Raw genomic sequence first — 19,980 nt, 5'->3', positions numbered from 1 at the left:
CTTTTTTGTATTAATCAGCTTTAAACTTTAAAGGTTAATAGCATATCGTTTACTTTGCGTGAGCCTTCAACAAGTCCCGCTGCATCTTTCGCTACGTTGTAACTATGCTTTAAGTTTTCTTCGCTATGACCTCTGATACTTTCAACATTTTCACGAATATCGGCGCTGACAACTTGTTGTTCCTCAGCAGCTGTTGATATCTCAGTGGCAAGACCTGATATTTCATTGATCTGTGCAAAAATGCTCGCAAGCTCAGTTTGTGTATGGGCGGTGGTATCAACACACGAGTCTGCTTGCTCTTTTGTTGATTGCATCACTTTAGACCAGCTAAATAATGTATCTTGAATCTCTTTAATCGAGCTATGAATTTGTGCTGTCGCATTTTGAGTGCGTGAAGAAAGTGCACGTACTTCATCTGCTACAACCGCAAAGCCTCGGCCATGTTCACCTGCACGTGCTGCTTCAATGGCGGCATTCAGTGCTAATAAGTTTGTTTGTTCGGCAATGCCTTCAATCTCACTCATTACTTGGCCAATTTTGTCTGCTTCGCTAGCAAGAGAATTCGCGGTGCTTGCTGCTTGTTCAACTTGGTTAGCCAGATCAGACACCATACTGCTGTTATCTTCAATATGCAGTTTGATATCGTTACAGCTTTGATAAGTTGTTTTAACCTTATCAGCAGTGTGATGTGTATTTGCAGAAATCTCACCAATAGTTGCACTCATTTGTGTCATTGCTGTAGCAATGTCACTCAACCGTTGTCCTTGTGCCGCAATACCTTGTTCTGTCAATGACGATTGTTTGTCTAAGTTAGTGGCGATATCTTTAAACGAGTACGTAGAGTCTTTCACACGACCTAATACAGTTCTGAGCTTAGCAAACAGCATTTGCTGATTGTAGGCAGCAATACTGAAAGGGTGTGAACCGCAATAGACGTAACGTGAGACAGAATCAAATTCTGCACGTTGCTGCTTTAAATGGTTTGGTGTAACAACGAGTTCGTCATAATTTAAAGCAAAAAGTAGGACGACAAGGGCACAGCCAGCTAAGGTAACCATCCACGAGGTAGTCAGCGCTAATCCAACCACGCCAGCAACCAATAAAATCGCAGACAATAATTGTCTGAGCGAAATATTCTCACGAAATGATGAGATAGATTTTCCATCATTAATTTTAGTGTACAGTGCCATCGCACGGGTTTTTAATTGCTCAGATGGTTTGGTACGTACTGATTGATAGCCAACTAATTGGCCATGTTCATAAATAGGCGTAACAAACGCATCGACCCAATAGTAGCGACCATCTTTACAGAGATTTTTTACCATGCCACGCCATGAGTGACCCTGCTTTAATTTATCCCACATCTCTTTAAATGCCGCTTTAGGCATATCTGGATGGCGTACAATATTATGATTTTTTCCGAGTAACTCTTCTTCGGTATAACCCGCAATAGTACAAAATTCCTTATTTACGTATGTGATTACACCGCGTAAATCTGTGGTAGAGACCAACTCCTGTTTTTCGGAGTATGTCACTTCTTGATTGATGATTTCTTGCCCACGACGCATATGAGTCCTCGAAATATACTTTTTTATGGTGTGCGGATTATAGTCTCAGAAAAATGTAAGGGAAGGGGGAACATATGGTTAACGGTGAAACTTTTAATAATTTCATCTTCCCTTTGATCTAAAACAATATCTTGCCTGAATTATTATGTTTAGCCTCAGTCTTTTATATTAGTTAAAAGGTCTAATATCCTCAAGAAATAAGCCTAAATTGTATTTTTCATGATTTTAGCATCAATGAAGTGCCACCAAAGCAATTGTATAATAGCATCCACAATGGCAAGATTGAGCTTCAAGTGTATAGGTACTGAATGAAACTGATTTTTCGCTCTTGAGTAATTATTTTTTGCCCCCATACACTTAGGATTACAGCCACGCGGCTCGAGGAAGCATTTTTGATAAAACATGATTTAAATAAAACGCTAGAAGCGTTAACGGCACAATTTCCTAACGCAATTAATGGGATTAAACGTGGTATCGAGCGAGAAGCTTTAAGGATCAAACCAAGTGGTGTTATTTCACAACAAGGCCATCCACAAGGCGTGGGTAGTGCTTTAACAAATGATCACGTCACCACCGATTTTTCTGAATCGCTTTTAGAATTTATTACACCGGTTAGTACCTCAGCAGAGCAAACCCTCGCTCAGCTTAAAGACCTGCAAAAGTTCACGCTTTCTCATATGGGCGATGAGCTGCTATGGCCTATCAGTATGCCATGCTTTATTGAACACCAAGATGATATTGTATTGGCGCAATTTGGTGATTCAAATATCGGCCGCATGAAAACACTTTACCGTGAGGGTTTGAAAAATCGCTATGGCAGCATGATGCAAGCGATTGCCGGTGTGCATTTTAATATTTCATTTCCTGAGAGCTTATGGCAAAGCCTGTATAGCTTAAATGGCAGTGAAGGAACACTCGCTGATTCTATTTCAAGTGGCTATTTGGGTCTTATCCGCAACTTTAAGCGCGAACTTTGGTTGATCAGCTTTTTGTTTGGTGCATCGCCAGCATTGTGTAACTCTTTCTTGCAAGGCCGTGAAACTGACTTACCTTTTAAAAAGCTAGGTAAAGGCACGCTTTATTTAGAAGTAGGGACTGCACTTCGTCTTGGTAATTTAGGCTATACCAACAGCGCACAATCGTCTCTACGTGTTATGTATAATTCATTAGAAGAATACGTAGCAGGTTTAAAAGAAGCGATTCATACCTCATCTGATATCTACAGCCATATTGACGATTACACGAGCGCAGAGCCAAAACAGTTAAACAAAAATATTCTGCAAATCGAAAACGAATTTTATTCTCCAATTCGTCCTAAACGAAATGCTGCATCGGGCGAAACCCCGACAGATGCATTACTGCGTGGCGGTATAGAGTACATTGAAGTTCGTGCGCTTGATGTAAACCCATTCAGTGAAACCGGTATCGATTTACAGCAAATTCGCTTCTTAGACGTATTCTTAACATATTGCTTATTGAACGACTCTCCAGAAATGGATTGGCAAGAACAAAAGTTAAGCACAACTAACCTTGATGCCGTTGTTAATGAAGGTCGAAATCCAGAGTTAACCCTCAACAAACAAGGCAACAAGGTTCGTTTGACGGACTGGGCTGCGGCAATTTTTAATGATTTAACAGCCGTTGCGCGTTACATGGATAGTGCATACGGCGTGAGCTATTACAGCGAAACCATTGCTGAGCTTGCAACCTGGGTAAACAGCCCTAGTAAAACTTTCTCTGGCAGATATGTCGGAGCACTGGCAAGTAAAAATCAAGATAATGGGCATTTCGCGTTAGCACTTGCAGAGCAATATAAACAAAATCATCTTGATGCTGAATATCAATTTTATGATCATGCTTTTTTAACCAAACAGGCATCTGACTCTGTACTTAAAGAACGTGAAGTGAAAGCGGCTGACAGTGTGTCTTTTACTGCATTTTTAGATGACTATTTTGCTAAAGCTTAGTAAGGTGAGGCATAAAAAAACGCAGCCTAAGGAGGCTGCGTCAAAGATTCTTCAGGGATGAAACAATGCTATACTGCTGCATTCATAAGTTCAGACTGACCTGATAAGAAAAAGTTCAGCGAGATCCATAAAAAAATGAAAAAAAGTATAATTATTTTATCGCTGGCCGCATCACTGGCTGGTTGTGCAACCGCTCCGCCAGAGCAACCTCATGATATATGTAAGATTTTTGAAGAAAAGCCTGATTGGTATTACGATGCACGTGATGCACAAGAAAAGTGGGGCTCACCTAAACATGTGCTTATGAGCATGATGTATCAAGAAAGCTCATTTCGTCATGATGCAGCGCCGCCAATGGAATATTTCTTATGGGTTATCCCAATCGGTCGTGCAAGCTCTGCCTATGGTTATTCACAAGCAAAAACACCAACGTGGTCAGATTACATCCGTGAAACAGGTAACAGTGGTGCGGATAGGGACGATTTTGACGATGCTATCGACTTTATGGCGTGGTTTGTTTACAAAACACATAAAGTAAATGGGGTATCTAAATGGGATGCCTACGCCCAGTACCTAAACTACCATGAAGGGTGGGGCGGCTACAAACGGGGTACCTATAAAAGCAAAAAATGGCTGATGAATGTGGCAAATAAAGTAAAGCATCGAGCTAGTCGTTATGGTGCACAACTTAAAAAGTGTGAAGCCGATTTAGATAAAAACTGGTTCCAACGTTTATTTAGTTAATGACTAAATAGAAAGCCCGCTTCAATTAGCGGGCTTTTTACTATCTATTTACCAGGAAACTGGTGAATATGGACATCCCTTTGCGGGAATGGAATCGTGATATCAGCGGCGTCAAAGGCAATTTTAACGCGTTCGTATAAGCCAAAATACACCGGCCAGTAGTTATCTGACTCAACCCACGCCCATACCAACATACCAATATGGCTTTCACCATGTTGACTAACATGGACTGTCGGTTTTTTATCTTCAATGTCTTTTAATACCAAATCATAATCATCAAGCACGCTCATTAACACGTCACGGGCTTTATGCACATCATCGCCGTAACTGATACCAAATTCGATAGCAACGCGGTGAGTTGGCTCTGCAAACTTATTTTTAACGCAGCCATTTGATAGCGTGCCATTTGGGATAATAATTTTTTCGTTGTCGTAGGTGAGTAAAACAGTGACAAAAATTTGTATCTCAACCACTTTACCCATGTAGCCTTGTGCTTCGATGACATCGCCGACTTTAAAAGGTTTAAAGAACAAGATAAGCACGCCACCTGCAAAGTTAGCTAGACTGCCTTGAAGAGCCATGCCCACTGCTAGGCCTGCTGCACCCAGCATAGCTATAAATGAGGTTGTTTCTATACCAATCATCGACGCGACAGATATCAGTAACAGTACTTTTAGAATGACTGAGATAAAGGAAACTAAAAAGTGCGTAAGGCCAACTTCGAACTTGACCTTATTCATTGATTTTTCGGCCATATTGGCAATTCTACCAATTAACCACCAACCTATAATTAAAACTAGGATTGCGAGGATAAACTTTGGCCCGTAAAGCATCAGCAATTCGATAGCTTGGTTATAGATTTTTTCGATTGATATTTCGTCCATTTTCATTCCTTGTTATATCAATGTATATGCAAAAGAAATAATAGTAGACGAATAAGGCTGTTGTGTGTGGCTTGCGTGGAGAAATACGAATTTTCAGATATTTTCGATTTGTCAGTAACAAAAAAGGAGTAACTAGCTACTCCTTTTTTCTAATTTAATGCCGGAACTGTTAACGGTTATTCTGTACGTTTACTTGGAATAACTTTAACCAGTTTCACCATATTTTCTTTTATTTCTAACACTTCGATTGGGTAACCCGCAATTCGTAAACTTAAGTTGGTATCTGGAATATCTTCCAAGTACTCAACGATTAAGCCACTGAGGGTTTTTGGACCATCGATCGGTAATTCCCAACCCATTTCTTTGTTTAGATCGCGAATGTTTGCACCCCCATCGACAAGCACTGAACCATCATCTTGCTCTGTCACTTCTTCACTTGGTGTGCGTGATTGTGTTGTCGTAAAGTCACCTACAACTTCTTCAAGGATATCTTCAAGCGTTACTAGACCTTGAATATCACCATATTCATCAACCACTAAGCCAATGCGTTCTTTCGATTGCTGGAACTTAAGTAATTGCGTGTTTAATGATGTACCTTCAGGAATGAAGTAAATTTCACGAACAGCACGCAGTAGTGATGGTTTATCGAACTGCTCTTTCGTTAATAGGCGTAATGCATCACGTGAGTGAATAAAGCCAACAGCATCATCTATTTGGTCACGATACAATAGTACGCGAGTATGCTGTGCATGCGTAAGCTGACGGCTAATAAGTTTCCAATCATCATTGATATCAATAGCAACAATTTCGTTACGCGGGATCATGATATCTTCAACGGTGACTTGTTCTAAATCTAAAATTGAAGTCAGCATGCTTTGGTGGCGAGCAGGTAATAGTGCACCTGATTCATTGACCACTGTTTTTAATTCTTCTTTACTTAAGCTGTGCTCTTCAATTTGTGCTGTTGTGATACCAAACAAGCGTAACATGCCGTTGGTCATCCAGTTTACGACAAGCACAAATGGGAAAAGAATTTTCAAAAGGCCTTTTAATACAATTGAGCTTGGGAAAGCGACCTTTTCTGGATAAAGCGCTGCCAGTGTCTTTGGCGTTACTTCGGCAAAGATTAAAACCACTAAGGTAAGTGCGCCGGTTGCAATGGCAATACCGAGATCACCATATAGGCGAATACCAATAATCGTCGCAACCTGTGCTGCAGCGATATTAACTAAGTTGTTACCAATCAAGATCAGACCAATGAGTCTGTCAGGGCGACTTAAAAGTTTGCTGACACGTTTCGCGGCACGATGATCTTCTTTAGCAAGATGGCGCAAGCGAATACGGTTAATTGACATAATTCCAGTTTCAGAACCAGAAAAATAAGCAGAAATAAGTATCAATAATCCCAGTATAATAAACAGGGAACTAGTCGATATGTCGTCCAACGATGGATCCTTTTTTTATAAATCAGTGCATATTAAGCTAGAGACAGCTTGCTGAGTCAAGTTAAAACTTATTTAGAATCACTTCTTGGATGAAACGGCTGCCAAAATAAGCAAGTGATAAGATAAAAGCGGCTATCATGATCGAAAACACCACAGGCTTACCACGCCAGCCTTGACGCAAATGTCCCACAGTAACAACCGTGAAAATCAGCCATGCAATTAACGATAAAACAGTCTTATGAATAAATTCACTCGCAAACATACCTTCTAAAAAGATAAATCCAGAAAGAAGTGCAAAAGTGAGCAAGATAGTGCCGAGTGTGAGTAATTGATAAAGCTGACGCTCAACCACCATTAAAGGAGGTAAGTGGCTGTGTACAATTGCCAAGTCTTTGCGTTTTAAACGCTTATCAATAAAGTAGAACTGCACGGCGTAGAGTGTTGATATGATCAATACACAATAGGCCAACAGCGATAACGAAATATGAGTGACTAAGCCAAGTTCGACATCGATTGAATGTAAAATCACATGATGCGGTATAAATAAACTGGCTAAAGTTAGTATGGCTGCAAAGCCATAAACTACGGGCAATAATAATGTAGCAGGGAATTTAAGGGATACTGCCGTCACGGAGACCACAATGACCCAACAGGTTAATAGTGCAACGTTGACGATACTCAAATCTTGTCCGTCAGCACGAAATACAGAATTAACCAGCAATAACATATGAGCAAGGATAGCCACAGTGCTGAGTATCACCGTGAGTTTTTGGCTTGGACCTTGTTTGTGGAAAAGACGTGAAAGCACATGCGACGTTGCTAACACATAAAACAAACTAGCAATAATAGTTAAACTAATAATCATCGTGTTTTGGCCACTTAATTTATATCGATAAATCCTTGTCTCTTTGATGCCATTGTATTTTATAGCAAGGAAAAAGCATAGAGTTTGTAAAAAGAAACTCAAACAGCGCACTTGAACACTGTATTGTCGACCACCATTTACGGTATACTGCTAGGAATTAAATTTTAATATTGCCTGTATGGTCGTCAAACTTGTCTGTTTTATGTACATTGCAGGTGAAACACGTTTTATCGGAACCTTTACATGTTTGAGAATCTCCAAGAACGCTTAGGTAAAACCTTAAAAAATATCAGTGGCCGCGGACGCCTAACTGAAGACAATATAAAAGATACATTACGCGAAGTCCGCATGGCATTTTTGGAAGCGGACGTTGCCTTACCTGTTGTTCGTGAGTTTGTTAAGCAAGTTAAAGAGCGCGCAGTTGGTGTTGAAGTAACGAAAAGCTTAAGCCCAGGTCAAGTCTTTATTAAGATTGTTCGTGAAGAACTTGAAAAGGCCATGGGTGAAGCAAATGAAGAACTGAGCCTTAATGCACAGCCGCCAGCGGTAGTGATGATGGCGGGTTTACAAGGTGCGGGTAAAACCACCAGTGTTGGTAAATTAGCTAAATTCTTAAAAGAGCGTAAAAAGAAATCTGTATTAGTTGTGAGTGCCGACGTTTACCGTCCTGCGGCAATTAAACAGCTAGAAACACTTGCGAGTGAAGTGGGTGTTGAGTTCTTCCCAAGTGACATCTCACAAAAGCCAGTCGATATTGCGACGAATGCTATTTCACATGCGAAGAAGAAATTTATTGATGTGGTGCTAGTCGATACCGCAGGTCGTCTACACGTTGATAGCGACATGATGGATGAAATTAAAGCACTACATAGTGCAATTAATCCAATCGAAACTTTATTCGTCGTTGATGCGATGACAGGTCAAGATGCTGCAAACACCGCAAAAGCATTTGACGAAGCGCTGCCGCTAAGTGGTGTGATCTTAACCAAGACTGATGGTGACGCCCGTGGTGGTGCTGCATTATCAATTCGTCACATTACTGGTAAGCCAATTAAATTTATGGGTGTGGGTGAGCGCACTGATGCACTTGAACCATTCCATCCAGACCGTATCGCTTCGCGGATCCTAGGCATGGGTGACGTACTTTCATTAATCGAAGAAGTCGAAATGAAAGTCGATAAAGAGAAAGCGGCTAAAGTTGCAGAGAAAGTATTTAAAGGTGATGGTTTTACATTAGAAGATTTTGCTGAGCAACTTCGTCAGATGAAAAACATGGGCGGTATGATGTCGATGCTTGATAAGTTACCGGGCATGCAAAACCTTCCTGATGCTGTTAAAGGCCAAATGAGTGATAAAACTTTTGTACAAATGGAAGCAATCATTAGCTCTATGACACCAAAAGAGCGTGCTCGCCCTGAAATCATCAAAGGTTCTCGTAAAAAACGTATTGCTGCAGGTTCTGGTACACAGGTGCAAGAAATCAATAAACTGCTTAAACAGTTTACGCAAATGCAGAAGATGATGAAGAAGATGAAAGGTAAAGGCGGCATGATGAAAATGATGCGCGGCATGAAAGGAATGCTTCCGCCGGGAATGCTAGGCGGCGGTCCTAAGTTCTAAGCATTCATGCTTTCATTAAAAAAGGAGCAAGTCGCTCCTTTTTTAATGGATAAATTATGCATAATTGTTACGCTGATGTAATATCTAACGCTCAGATCAGTGTTTAATCAACTTAACTTACATTTTGCCGCAGTTCTTACTTGCAATATTACAAAAAACTCGTACAATTCCCCGGCTTCCCATATTGGGGAGTAAATCTTATTAATGAAAACAGTCAATCTATGTAGAGGACGGTATGGTAACTATTCGTTTGCAACGTGGTGGCGCTAAAAAACGCCCTTTCTATCAAATTGTGGTTGCGGATAGCCGTTTCTCGCGTGACGGTCGCTTCATCGAGAAAGTAGGTTTCTTTAACCCTATCGCTGCAGGTCAGGAAGAAAAAGTACGTTTAGATTTATCTCGTGTTGATCACTGGGTAGGTCAAGGCGCATCTCTTACAGATCGCGTAGCTAAGTTAGTTAAAGACGCTCGTAAAGCGGCTTAATAGGCGTAAGTGTAACCATGAGTCAAGAGAACACCTCGATTATTACAGTAGGAAAGCTCGGTGCCCCATATGGTATAAAGGGCTGGCTTAAGGTGCATTCATTTACTGATGATCCCGAAGGGATCTTCGATTTCAGCCCATGGTTGATAGGGCAACAAGGTAAATGGCAGACCTTAGAAGTGGTCGACTGGCGTCGCCACAACAAAGGCTTTATCGCTAAAGTTGCGCAAGTAAACGACCGAGACGAAGCAATGGCTTTGACCAATGTAGAAATCTCAGTAGATGCAGCGCAGCTACCAGAATTACCGCAAGGTGAGTTCTATTGGCGAGATCTCATCGGCATGTCTGTTGTAACCGATAAAGGTTATGACTTAGGTATTGTTGATGACCTAATGGAGACAGGGTCAAATGACGTTTTGGTTGTGAAAGCAAACAAAAAAGATGCATTTGGCCAAGCAGAACGTTTAATTCCTTTCTTAACAGATTCTGTTATCAAAGAAGTTAAGCATGATGCGAGAGAAATTACCGTAGACTGGGACCCAGGGTTTTAATGTCACAAACGAGTTCATTATGGGTTGGGGTTATTAGCCTTTTCCCGGACATGTTTGATGCGATTACCACCCAAGGTGTTACAGGTCGCGCAGTTAAAAATGGTCTAATCGACTTTAACTGCTGGAATCCACGTGACTATGCGACTGATAAGCATAGAACTGTGGACGATCGTCCTTACGGGGGCGGTCCTGGCATGTTAATGATGGTTGAACCATTGAAACAAGCTATCCTTGACGCTAAAAAGGCGGCAGGTGATGGCGCTAAAGTAATTTATATGTCCCCGCAAGGGCGCAAATTAGATCAGCAAGGTGCAACTGAGCTTGCACAATCAGAAAAGTTGATTCTAATTGCCGGTCGCTATGAAGGTATAGATGAGAGAATCATAGAATCATACGTTGACGAAGAATGGTCAATTGGAGATTTTATTCTGAGTGGTGGTGAATTACCCGCTATGACGCTAATTGATGCAGTAGCACGATTAGTTCCAGGTGTGTTAGGTCACAATCAGTCAGCAGAGCAAGATTCATTTTCGGATGGATTGCTTGATTGTCCACACTATACACGGCCAGAGACATTGGATGATAAACAGGTGCCTGCTGTATTACTCAGTGGAAACCACCAAGAAATCGCTAAGTGGCGCTTAAAGCAATCACTTGGTCGAACTTGGCTTCGTCGTCCTGACTTGTTGCATAACCTAGCTCTGACTGAGGAGCAAGCGGCACTACTTGCAGAATTCAAGCAAGAGTACCAACAAGCTTGTGGCTAGAAGACAGTTACACCTAGGAAAGTGAGAAATATAATGGCAAAAGTAAACCAAAACATTATTAAAGCGCTTGAAGAAGAGCAGCTTAAATCAGACGTACCAGCATTCGGCGCTGGTGATACAGTAGTTGTACAGGTACGTGTTAAAGAAGGCGAGAAAGAGCGTCTACAGGCCTTTGAAGGTGTTGTAATCGCTAAGCGTAATCGTGGTCTTCACTCAGCATTCACAGTTCGTAAAATTTCGAGCGGTGAAGGTGTTGAGCGTGTATTCCAAACGCACAGCCCTCTTATCGATAGTATCTCAGTTAAACGTCGCGGTGCTGTTCGCCGTGCGAAACTTTACTATCTACGTGAGCGTTCTGGTAAATCTGCACGTATTAAAGAGAAACTTAACTAATACGCGCGTTTTTACTACGCAAAATAAAACGGGTTGCAGCCTCTGGTTGCAACCCGTTTTGGTTTTTAAAGCGAAAATTTCTCATCACTCCCTTCTCTATAGCATCTCTGTAAACACTTCGTCTTTGCAGCATTCTATATAATACCAATCCGCAATAATACTTAATCATTTTGAGGGATTAAACCTGTCGCTACCTGCGTTAAAAATTTCTGATTTAGAACAACTAAATAACGAAATTTTTGCCTTGTTATCAACGAGGTTTTATTGCCTCAAAATAGACCACTTTATTAAGCGAATTGGTATAAATCATTTTGTTATTGATTAGCAGCCGGTACATTAGTGTTGTATCTTGCTAGCCCTTTGTACTTCAGTCTTTATCCTGTTACTATAATTCGTATTGAAAGCTTTACTTTTTCGTATATATAAATTTACGTTTTTAGGGTTTGAGGTGTAATAACGTGGTAACAGTGAATGATCTAGCTGATTTAAGAGCTGGAATAGATGAATGTGATGCGCAATTGGTGGCATTACTGGCTAAACGTAATGGTATAACAGAAAAAATTGGGGCAATTAAACAACAAATTGGCGCACCATTACATGCACCTGATCGTGAGGCAGATTTACTTGCTGCTCGTCGACAAGAAGCTGTCGCTCAAGGGGTTAATCCTGAGTTAGTGGAAGATATACTTCGCCGTATGATGCGTGAAGCATATCAAAATCAGCAAGGTAGCCTTGCTTGTGCTGCACCTCAGTTATCGCCGATAGTGATTGTTGGTGGTGAAGGGGCAATGGGCCAGTTATTTGCTCAGCAGTTTAAGCGTTCTGGTTATGAAGTTCGTATTTTAGATAAAGCACAACAAGCACAAAGTGAAGCGATATTAAAAGGGGCTAAATTAGTTCTTGTTAGTGTGCCAATTAATGCGCTTGAGCAAGTTGTTGCCGCATTACCGACGCTTGATGATGATTGTTTGTTAGTTGATATTACCTCGGTTAAACAAAAGCCTTTAAAAGCACTTATGGCAGCTCATAGCGGTCCTGTCGTGGGATTACACCCCATGTTTGGTCCAGATATTTCGCATTGGGTTAAGCAAACGGTCGTTGTCTGTGAGGGACGCAATCATGAAGTAGCGCAAGGTTTATTGGCACAATTACAGGTGTGGGGCTGTCAAGTTGTTGAAATGGATGCTAAAAAACATGATGAAGCAATGCAGATCATTCAGGTAATGCGCCACTTAACGACTTTTGTATACGGGCAGTTTCTTGCAAAGCAAAGTCATACACTCGCAGAGCTTCGTAGCTGTTCATCACCTATATATCAGCTCGAGTTAATGATGGTAGGGCGCTTATTTGCCCAGTCACCTGAGCTTTACTCTGACATTATGCTGGCACAATTCGATGATGTAGAGTCACTACTGGCTAATTACCAAGAAACCTTTGCTGAAACGCTCGAAAAGCTTAAAGCAGGGGATAAAGCATCATTGATTGCAGCCTTTGCTGATGCGAAAGAATACTTCTCAGATGCGACAGCACATTTCTTAACGCAAAGCCGCAGCTTACTCAACAAAGCAAATGACGCAAAGGTACTCGATTAAATAGTGCTAATCGATAAAAAAGCCCGCAACTAAGCGGGCTTTTTATTATTTCAAATTCTCTTGAGTCTCACCAATCTAGTGTCCACTTACTGAGCCGGGTAACGCACCTGTGTGGTGGTTAATTAAGCCCCATTGATACAGCAAGTCCGTCATGTCTGAAAGGCTGAATAAAGTCATACTTAAACCGACAATCGTCAACACGATGGTATAAGGTAGCGCCATGTAAACCATGCGGCCATAAGATAGCCTTAACACAGGGGCTAACGTTGATGTAAGCAAGAATAAGAACGCAGCTTGTCCATTTGGGGTGGCAACACTTGGCAGGTTGGTACCGGTATTGATTGCTACAGCTAACAAATCAAACTGATCACGAGTAATTTGACCTGCCTGTAATGCAGCAGCTACTTCATTGATATACACAGTGCCGACGAAAACGTTATCGCTGACCATCGACAGAATACCGTTGGCTATAAAGAACATCACCAGTTGTAGCTGACCCTCAAAGGTCAGAACCCAAGATATTACAGGCGTGAATAAATGTTGGTCGATAATCACCGCAACAATCGAGAAGAATACGCACAGTAAGGCTGTGAATGGCAAGGCTTCTTCAAATGCTTTACCAAGCTGATGCTCTTCAATGATACCGGCACTGGCTGTTGCAAAAATAATTACAGATAAACCAATTAAACCAACTGTTGCCAAGTGAAGGGCCAGACCAATGATCAACCAAACAGCAATAAAAGCTTGAATAGCTAAGTTCACTTTATCGCGTGTAGTGCGTTTTTTCTCAAGCTTTTTAGCGTGATCAGCTAAAATCGTGTGAATTGGTGCAGGTAGTTTTGCACCATAACCAAATGCTTTAGTCTTTTCGAGTAAAAAGGTTGTAGCAATACCGGCAATCATCACAGGCAATGTGATTGGCAGCATACGGAAGAAAAATTCGCCGAATAACCAGCCAGCACGCTCAGCAATGATTAAATTTTGTGGCTCACCCACCATAGTACATACACCACCTAAAGCTGTACCGATTGATGCATGCATTAATAAGTTACGTAGAAAAGCACGGAACTCTTCAAGTTCTTGACGGTTTACTGGGCGCACTTGGTTGTCATCATTAATATCATGCTCACTGTTTGAGTCTTTACCAGATGCCACCTTATGATAAATGCTGTAAAAACCCATTGCGACCGCAATGACCACAGCCATTACCGTTAACGCATCTAAGAAAGCAGATAAAAATGCGGCTGAAATGGTGAACGACAGTGATAACACGGTTTTACTACGCACCGAGACAACAAGCTTTGTAAAGATATACAAGAGTAAATCTTTCATAAAGTAAATGCCTGCAACCATAAAGATAAGTAGCAGAATTACATCGATATTTTGAACTATTTCATGTTCAACTTGGCCGGCGGTCGTCATCCCAATAAACAACGCCTCTATTGCTAACAAGCCTCCTGGTTGCAGAGGGTAGCATTTCAGTGCCATTGCTAATGTGAATATAAACTCTAAAACTAGCACCCAGCCAGCAACATAGGGATTAAGTTGAAATAAAATAGGGTTAATCAGTAAAAAAGCAACAATGGTGTATTTATACCATTGTGGCGCTGTACCCAAAAAATTCTTAAATATTGCTGTCAAAATGCTTTGTTGCATTGATGTACCCCAAGGTTGAGCTTTATTATTAATGCTAAATTAATGCAGATGTTTCTAGCTGTAAATAGATACTGTTTAATATTTTAGTATATCTAAAGTATTGTTGTTTGGTGCGCTTTTAAGCCAAAAGGTCATTTATTTACCTAGATCTTCTAGATTTTTATGCACACCAGAGTTAGTTTACTTGTTAGTTGCTGATCATCTGGTACAATCAGTGGGTTGATCGCCAAAGGCGGTAAAAGTAGTTGCTAACTCAAGTGGAAATTGAATGAGAATTTTTAAAGCGAAAAGCCCAGCAGGTTTTGCTGAAGAATACATTGTTGAATCTATTTGGAATGGTGACTTTCCGCCTGGCTCAATTCTTCCTGCTGAACGTGAATTGTCAGAACTGATTGGTGTCACACGTACAACGTTACGTGAAGTACTTCAGCGTCTAGCCCGTGACGGTTGGTTAACAATCCAACATGGTAAACCAACTCGGGTAAATAACTTCTGGGAAACTTCAGGTCTTAATATTCTAGAAACGCTAGCACGTCTAGATGAAGACAAAATGCCAGAGCTAACTGATCAATTACTTTCGGCACGTACGAATATCAGCGCGATTTACACTCGTGCAGCAATCAAGCTAGCGCCAGAGCGCGTTATTGAAATTTTATCGCAAAGTGAAGAGCTTGAAGACAGTGCTCAAGCATTTGCTGATTACGATTATAAAGTTCATCACGAATTGGCTGTCGCAGGTAATAACCGCATTTACGTGCTTATCTTAAATGGCTTTAAAGGCTTCTATTCAAAAATTGGCTGCCATTACTTCTCTGATTCACGTACACGTGAATTAGCACGTCAGTTTTATAAAGATTTAACTGAATTGGCAGAGCGCCGTGAACATGACGGTGCGATTTCTATGATGCGTAAATACGGTCATCAAACAGGTGAAATCTGGCAGCAGATCCGTGGTGACATGCCGGAAGATATCATGGACTAAGTGTCTAATATTGATCTATTATTTTAAGAACCCAGCGAAAGCTGGGTTTTTTGTTTTAGTTATTTTTAAGCACCGGAAGCACTTCAGCGCTTTCATCATCAAGCATCGCTAAAACACTGTTAAAATCATGTTTGGGGTACCAGCCTAGTTGCTGCTGCGCTTTAGTTGAATCGTATACTCGGTCCAAACTAGTTGGTAATGGCCAGCCTCGCTGCTTGAAAGCACCTGCTAAAGTAGGGATCCGTTCTGCAATGAGTTTATCTGCTTGCCTATATATTTGCTGGCAATCTTCTTTTGAATAGGGCGTAACGCCGGAAATGATGAAGCGATTAAAACCATTGAGTTTTTTCTCAATCGCACATAAATGTGCATGAGCAACATCACGCGCGTCTATACCTCTACTATTGCGAAATAGCGCCATAATATCAGCAGGTTCAGGAAAGCAGCGAGACATTTGTAAAACCGTGATAGGCAATGTGTGCTTTATTGAAATCGCCTCAAGTTTGGCTTCTGCGGCAATTTTAGTTTTATGATAAATAGATTTTGGCTTTGGTATAACCTGTTCGGTTATCCAGCCAGTTTTACCTAATGGTGTGGATGCTGAACCATAAAGCGCTGTGGTGCTGGTAAAAATAAACTGTTTTACACCAGCTTCTATTCCTAACAATGCAAGTTGTTCGGTCGCGTCCACATTTATAGTGTAAAAATTATCATCAGAGTGCAAGCCAACATGTGGGGCATGTAAAGCAGCTGTGTGTATTATCACATCTACGCCATCTAGCGCTTGTTTAATTAAATCATGATCACGTATATCCCCCACATAATCAGCAGTGGAGCAGGGAGTTTTATCTAAACCAACCACATCATAACTTGTCATTAACTTAATATAGATTGCACGTCCAACATGACCTGCTGAACCTGTGAGCAGGACTTTTATTTTCCTACCTAGTGATTCGCGTCATGCATATTTTATCAGATCTTAGCCGCTGATTTTGCAGCTATTGGCTACTGTTCTATTTTGGGAATCGCTCAATATGGTTACGAATCAATTTTTCCGATTGAGCATATCGCTTTTTTCGATTGTTCATTTGTCTGTAACCTCATTAAACTATCTTGCAAATTATCAATGCTTACTCTTGGTTTTTGCTATTTAGTAACCATATCTAAGTGAGTATTGCATAGGCAATTGGAAATAAACTCAAATATTTGGAGATAAAAATGGGTGTATTAGTTGGCCGTCAGGCACCAGACTTTACTGCAGCAGCTGTTCTTGGTAACGGTGAAATCGTTGAAAACTTCAACCTAAAAGAAACTATCAAAGGTAAAAAAGCAGTTATCTTCTTTTACCCGTTAGACTTCACTTTCGTATGTCCTTCTGAGCTAATCGCTTTCGACAAACGTTTTGAAGAGTTCCAAAAGCGTGGCGTTGAAGTAATCGGTGTTTCTATCGATTCACAATTCTCACACAATGCATGGCGTAACACTGCCGTTGCTGACGGTGGTATTGGTCAAGTTAAATATGCACTAGTTGCAGACGTTAAACACGAAATCTGTCAAGCATACGACGTTGAGCACCCAGAAGCTGGTGTTGCTTTCCGTGGTTCTTTCCTAATCGACGAAGAAGGTAACGTACGTCACCAAGTAGTTAACGACCTTCCTCTAGGCCGTAACATCGACGAAATGCTTCGCATGGTTGATGCACTAGCGTTCCACAGCGAGCACGGTGAAGTATGTCCAGCTGGTTGGACTGAAGGTAAAAAAGGTATGGACGCAAGCCCTGCAGGTGTTGCTAAATTCCTTTCTGAAAACGAAGGCGACCTATAATTTAGGCCTAAGTTAAAGAATTAAAAAAACCCGCCAATTGGCGGGTTTTTGATTTAAGCTCAACGAGGTTAATTAAAACGCATTGTTAGTTTAGTATAGAAATAACGACCACGTGGGTTATGTACGCTTGATACATAGCCATATAAATCGCTATCACCATCACCGATTGCAAACGGAGGATCTTCATCAAATACGTTGTTAATACCAACAGATAACTTTAACTTCTCAGAAAAGTTATACGCAGTTTGGAAGTCCACCAATGTTTGTGAGTCGACAGTTCGAGATGTATTGCTATCAAAATCTAGATTACCATCGAAATCAATGTCAGGAGTGTCTTCAAATTCACCAATGTAACTTACATTAATGTTTGTATTGAAATCACCCATTTCCCAGTTTGTTGAGAAAATCCAACGGTTTTCAGGGTAACGATACTCGCCAGTGTAATCACGGCCATCTTTCTTAAATTCGTTTTGGTAAGCCCACTCTAAGTTGAATTTTAAGAAGCCGTAATCGTTCATTGCATGTGTATAGTTTGCTGATACATCGACACCAGACACTTCTTGTGATGATACGTTCTCGAAGGTACTGTAAACCTTTTGAATTACACCTAAACTTAAACCATTTTGCGGCGCTAAACGCACACAAACAGTGCTGTTTTGATCGTTACAGTTTTCATCATAGATTGGGCCAAACTCTTGTTCGTCGATCTTGTTGTCTTGCGTTATGCTCCATACATCGATACCGAAGCCAAATTCAGCAGTTGGTGCCCAAATGAATCCCACATTCCAAGACTCTGATTCTTCAGCTTCAAGGTTCGGGTTACCCGCAAATTGGATATTGTAATCTAGGGCGTTACAGTCAAGTCCAGTTGCCTGACAGCGGTAAGTATCTACAAAGAACTGACTTTCTTCCGACGGACCTAAACCAATTTGTGCCAGTGAAGGCGCGCGGAAACCTTGAGCCCACGAACCACGAACAGTGATCGAATCTGTTGGTGCCCAACGAACAGCCACTTTAGGGTTTGTTGTTGAGCCAAAATCGCTGTAGTCATCGTATCGACCTGCTAATTGAAGCTCTAGGTTATCAGCTAACGGAATTGAAAACTCAATATAAGCTGCGTATTGGTCGCGTTCAGCAGCGGCTGATACAGACTCAGTACCAAAGATTAAACCACGTTGGAATTGATCGTCTGGAATATCGCTTACATCTTCTTCACGGTATTCAATACCAGCAGCCATCATTACTACATCATCGCCAAAGCTAAATGCTTCGCCACTGATATTTGCATCAAATGAGGTCATATGAGACTCACCACGGCGTACTAAGCTTGTAGTAATACGGTCAATAACTGCTTGGTCATTATAGGTGCCACCAAATGGGTTATAGTTACCTGCATCGATTTCTTGTTGCAAGAAATCAGTGCGCACCCAACCTTGGCTTCTGTCACCCGTTTGCATTGATTTACTGCGACCTTTTTGAACTGCAGCTTCCCAGCTCCAATCACTGATCTCACCTTTTAAGCCTGCAACAAAACGCAGCGTATCTGATTCAATATCCCATTGACGAGGGCCGGCGTCTACGGTTCTATAACGACCAATTTCGATATCTTGGCCAAATGGGTTATTTGGATGACTTGCTGGTACGGTTAAACCGGCATCTTCATCAAGAGGCGTCGGTGCACCTGCAGCTTGCGAACTATTGTGTTGTACTGCAACCTCTAAGAATGCCGATATGCCATTATCAAAGTTATATTCAAACTGTGAAATAGCACCAACACGTTCAGATGCAGGGGTTACGTAACCATACGGGCCGTAGTCAAATAAGCAGCTGCCACTTGCAGTTGCATTTTCTGCCGGACAGGCCGGATCAATGGTTTTTTCGCCATCTACATAAAAGTAGCCCGGGAAACCACGCGATGAGCGAAAATCCATACCACCGTATGGTTCTTGATTTGCTGTGCCCAGACGACCCATTTCATCAGAAGAGAGTGCGGTGTTGTTGAAGTAATCAATAATAATTGATGCGCTGCTTTTCTCTGTACTGGTACCCCAAACTAGGCTTGCTGTTTTTTCTTCATAACTCGGTCCATCAGTGCCACCATATCCAAGGTTAACCTCTAGACCGTTAATATCTTTCTTTAAGATAATATTAACTACACCTGCAACTGCATCAGAACCATAAATAGCTGATGCGCCATCCTTTAAAATATCGATACGCTCAATCGCAGAGACAGGGATTGAGTTGATATCAACAAATGAATTAGTAATGCTTTCAGCAAAAGCGCTAATAGATACACGACGGCCATTAATAAGTACCAATGTTGCGTCTGAGCCTAAGCCCCGAAGGCTGACAGCAGCAGCACCATTAGCTGTAGAGTCTTGGTTATTACCGCGAGTAGAGAAAGTACCATTACCGGCAACAGGCATACGCTCTAATAGTTGTTGTAGGTTGTCGTAGCCCATGTTATCGATGTCTGCACGACTGATTGATTGAACCGGTGATGGCCCTTCAATATCAGAGCGCTTAATGCGAGAACCTGTAACTTCAATACGTTCGACCTTTTCAGCTCCGTCTGACTCTGCAGCAGCAGACATAAAACTTGTGCCTGCTAATGCTGCAACTGTAAATGCATAGAGAG

The 19,980-nt window shown here is 41.4% G+C and carries 17 protein-coding genes; 10 read left to right on the top strand and 7 right to left on the bottom strand.

Features of this window, described 5'->3' with window-relative positions; translation table 11 throughout:
• Nucleotides 1–20: 20 nt before the first annotated feature.
• Entirely contained in the window at nucleotides 21–1,568 is a 1,548-nt protein-coding gene (locus CWC28_RS12905; RefSeq protein WP_138625243.1) for a methyl-accepting chemotaxis protein, read from the bottom strand.
• A 392-nt stretch (nucleotides 1,569–1,960) separates the two neighbouring features.
• Between CWC28_RS12905 and gshA the strand changes: the two genes are divergently transcribed.
• Nucleotides 1,961–3,535: a glutamate--cysteine ligase gene (gshA, locus tag CWC28_RS12900; RefSeq protein ID WP_105181092.1), complete on the top strand. Its 1,575-nt coding sequence runs from the start codon at nucleotides 1,961–1,963 to the stop codon at nucleotides 3,533–3,535.
• 135 nt (nucleotides 3,536–3,670) lie between these two features.
• The gene (locus tag CWC28_RS12895) at nucleotides 3,671–4,279 is read left to right on the top strand and encodes a transglycosylase SLT domain-containing protein (protein ID WP_063700155.1); all 609 of its coding nucleotides are present in this window, start codon (nucleotides 3,671–3,673) and stop codon (nucleotides 4,277–4,279) included.
• 44 nt (nucleotides 4,280–4,323) lie between these two features.
• Here CWC28_RS12895 and CWC28_RS12890 read toward each other — a convergent pair whose 3' ends face one another.
• The 3 genes from CWC28_RS12890 to CWC28_RS12880 all read right to left on the bottom strand — a co-directional run bounded on the left by CWC28_RS12890 (nucleotide 4,324) and on the right by CWC28_RS12880 (nucleotide 7,473).
• A complete protein-coding gene (locus CWC28_RS12890; RefSeq protein ID WP_063700152.1) occupies nucleotides 4,324–5,163 on the bottom strand; it encodes a mechanosensitive ion channel family protein in 840 nt (279 codons plus the stop codon).
• A 176-nt stretch (nucleotides 5,164–5,339) separates the two neighbouring features.
• Nucleotides 5,340–6,608, bottom strand: a complete 1,269-nt coding sequence (locus tag CWC28_RS12885) for an HlyC/CorC family transporter (protein WP_138625242.1) — start codon at nucleotides 6,606–6,608, stop codon at nucleotides 5,340–5,342.
• A gap of 61 nt (nucleotides 6,609–6,669) precedes the next feature.
• Nucleotides 6,670–7,473, bottom strand: a complete 804-nt coding sequence (locus tag CWC28_RS12880) for a cytochrome C assembly family protein (protein ID WP_063700149.1) — start codon at nucleotides 7,471–7,473, stop codon at nucleotides 6,670–6,672.
• A 243-nt stretch (nucleotides 7,474–7,716) separates the two neighbouring features.
• Between CWC28_RS12880 and ffh the strand changes: the two genes are divergently transcribed.
• The 6 genes from ffh (at nucleotide 7,717) to tyrA (ending at nucleotide 12,880) form a co-directional block, all read left to right on the top strand.
• Nucleotides 7,717–9,093 (top strand): signal recognition particle protein, encoded by a 1,377-nt coding sequence (ffh, locus tag CWC28_RS12875; RefSeq protein WP_063700147.1) that lies wholly within the window; start codon nucleotides 7,717–7,719, stop codon nucleotides 9,091–9,093.
• Between the two features lie 235 nt (nucleotides 9,094–9,328).
• Entirely contained in the window at nucleotides 9,329–9,577 is a 249-nt protein-coding gene (rpsP, locus tag CWC28_RS12870; protein WP_063700145.1) for a 30S ribosomal protein S16, read from the top strand.
• A gap of 17 nt (nucleotides 9,578–9,594) precedes the next feature.
• Complete coding sequence (gene rimM / locus CWC28_RS12865; protein WP_063700143.1) at nucleotides 9,595–10,128, top strand: ribosome maturation factor RimM; 534 nt, start codon at nucleotides 9,595–9,597, stop codon at nucleotides 10,126–10,128.
• The gene (trmD, locus tag CWC28_RS12860; RefSeq protein WP_063700141.1) at nucleotides 10,128–10,895 is read left to right on the top strand and encodes a tRNA (guanosine(37)-N1)-methyltransferase TrmD; all 768 of its coding nucleotides are present in this window, start codon (nucleotides 10,128–10,130) and stop codon (nucleotides 10,893–10,895) included. The genes rimM and trmD overlap by 1 nt, the downstream gene beginning before the upstream one ends.
• A 33-nt stretch (nucleotides 10,896–10,928) precedes the next feature.
• The gene (rplS, locus tag CWC28_RS12855) at nucleotides 10,929–11,288 is read left to right on the top strand and encodes a 50S ribosomal protein L19 (protein ID WP_063700138.1); all 360 of its coding nucleotides are present in this window, start codon (nucleotides 10,929–10,931) and stop codon (nucleotides 11,286–11,288) included.
• A gap of 458 nt (nucleotides 11,289–11,746) precedes the next feature.
• Entirely contained in the window at nucleotides 11,747–12,880 is a 1,134-nt protein-coding gene (tyrA, locus tag CWC28_RS12850) for a bifunctional chorismate mutase/prephenate dehydrogenase (RefSeq protein WP_063700136.1), read from the top strand.
• Nucleotides 12,881–12,955: 75 nt separating this feature from the next.
• Here the strand turns inward: tyrA and nhaB are convergent, their stop codons facing one another.
• A complete protein-coding gene (gene nhaB / locus CWC28_RS12845) occupies nucleotides 12,956–14,536 on the bottom strand; it encodes a sodium/proton antiporter NhaB (protein WP_063700133.1) in 1,581 nt (526 codons plus the stop codon).
• A 268-nt stretch (nucleotides 14,537–14,804) separates the two neighbouring features.
• Here nhaB and fadR point away from each other — a divergent pair, with 268 nt between their 5' ends.
• Entirely contained in the window at nucleotides 14,805–15,518 is a 714-nt protein-coding gene (gene fadR / locus CWC28_RS12840; RefSeq protein ID WP_054561887.1) for a fatty acid metabolism transcriptional regulator FadR, read from the top strand.
• Between the two features lie 55 nt (nucleotides 15,519–15,573).
• Here the strand turns inward: fadR and CWC28_RS12835 are convergent, their stop codons facing one another.
• A complete protein-coding gene (locus CWC28_RS12835; RefSeq protein WP_138625241.1) occupies nucleotides 15,574–16,455 on the bottom strand; it encodes an NAD-dependent epimerase/dehydratase family protein in 882 nt (293 codons plus the stop codon).
• A gap of 281 nt (nucleotides 16,456–16,736) precedes the next feature.
• Here CWC28_RS12835 and CWC28_RS12830 point away from each other — a divergent pair, with 281 nt between their 5' ends.
• Nucleotides 16,737–17,342: a peroxiredoxin C gene (locus CWC28_RS12830; RefSeq protein ID WP_063700129.1), complete on the top strand. Its 606-nt coding sequence runs from the start codon at nucleotides 16,737–16,739 to the stop codon at nucleotides 17,340–17,342.
• 68 nt (nucleotides 17,343–17,410) lie between these two features.
• Here the strand turns inward: CWC28_RS12830 and CWC28_RS12825 are convergent, their stop codons facing one another.
• Nucleotides 17,411–19,936, bottom strand: a complete 2,526-nt coding sequence (locus CWC28_RS12825) for a TonB-dependent receptor (protein ID WP_240494345.1) — start codon at nucleotides 19,934–19,936, stop codon at nucleotides 17,411–17,413.
• Nucleotides 19,937–19,980: the final 44 nt, after the last annotated feature.

Source organism: Pseudoalteromonas sp. S4492, from assembly GCF_005886115.1.
Taxonomy (GTDB): domain Bacteria; phylum Pseudomonadota; class Gammaproteobacteria; order Enterobacterales; family Alteromonadaceae; genus Pseudoalteromonas; species Pseudoalteromonas gelatinilytica.
Note: the sequence above shows the minus strand (reverse complement) of the source record. Positions and strands in the feature narration are given on the sequence as shown.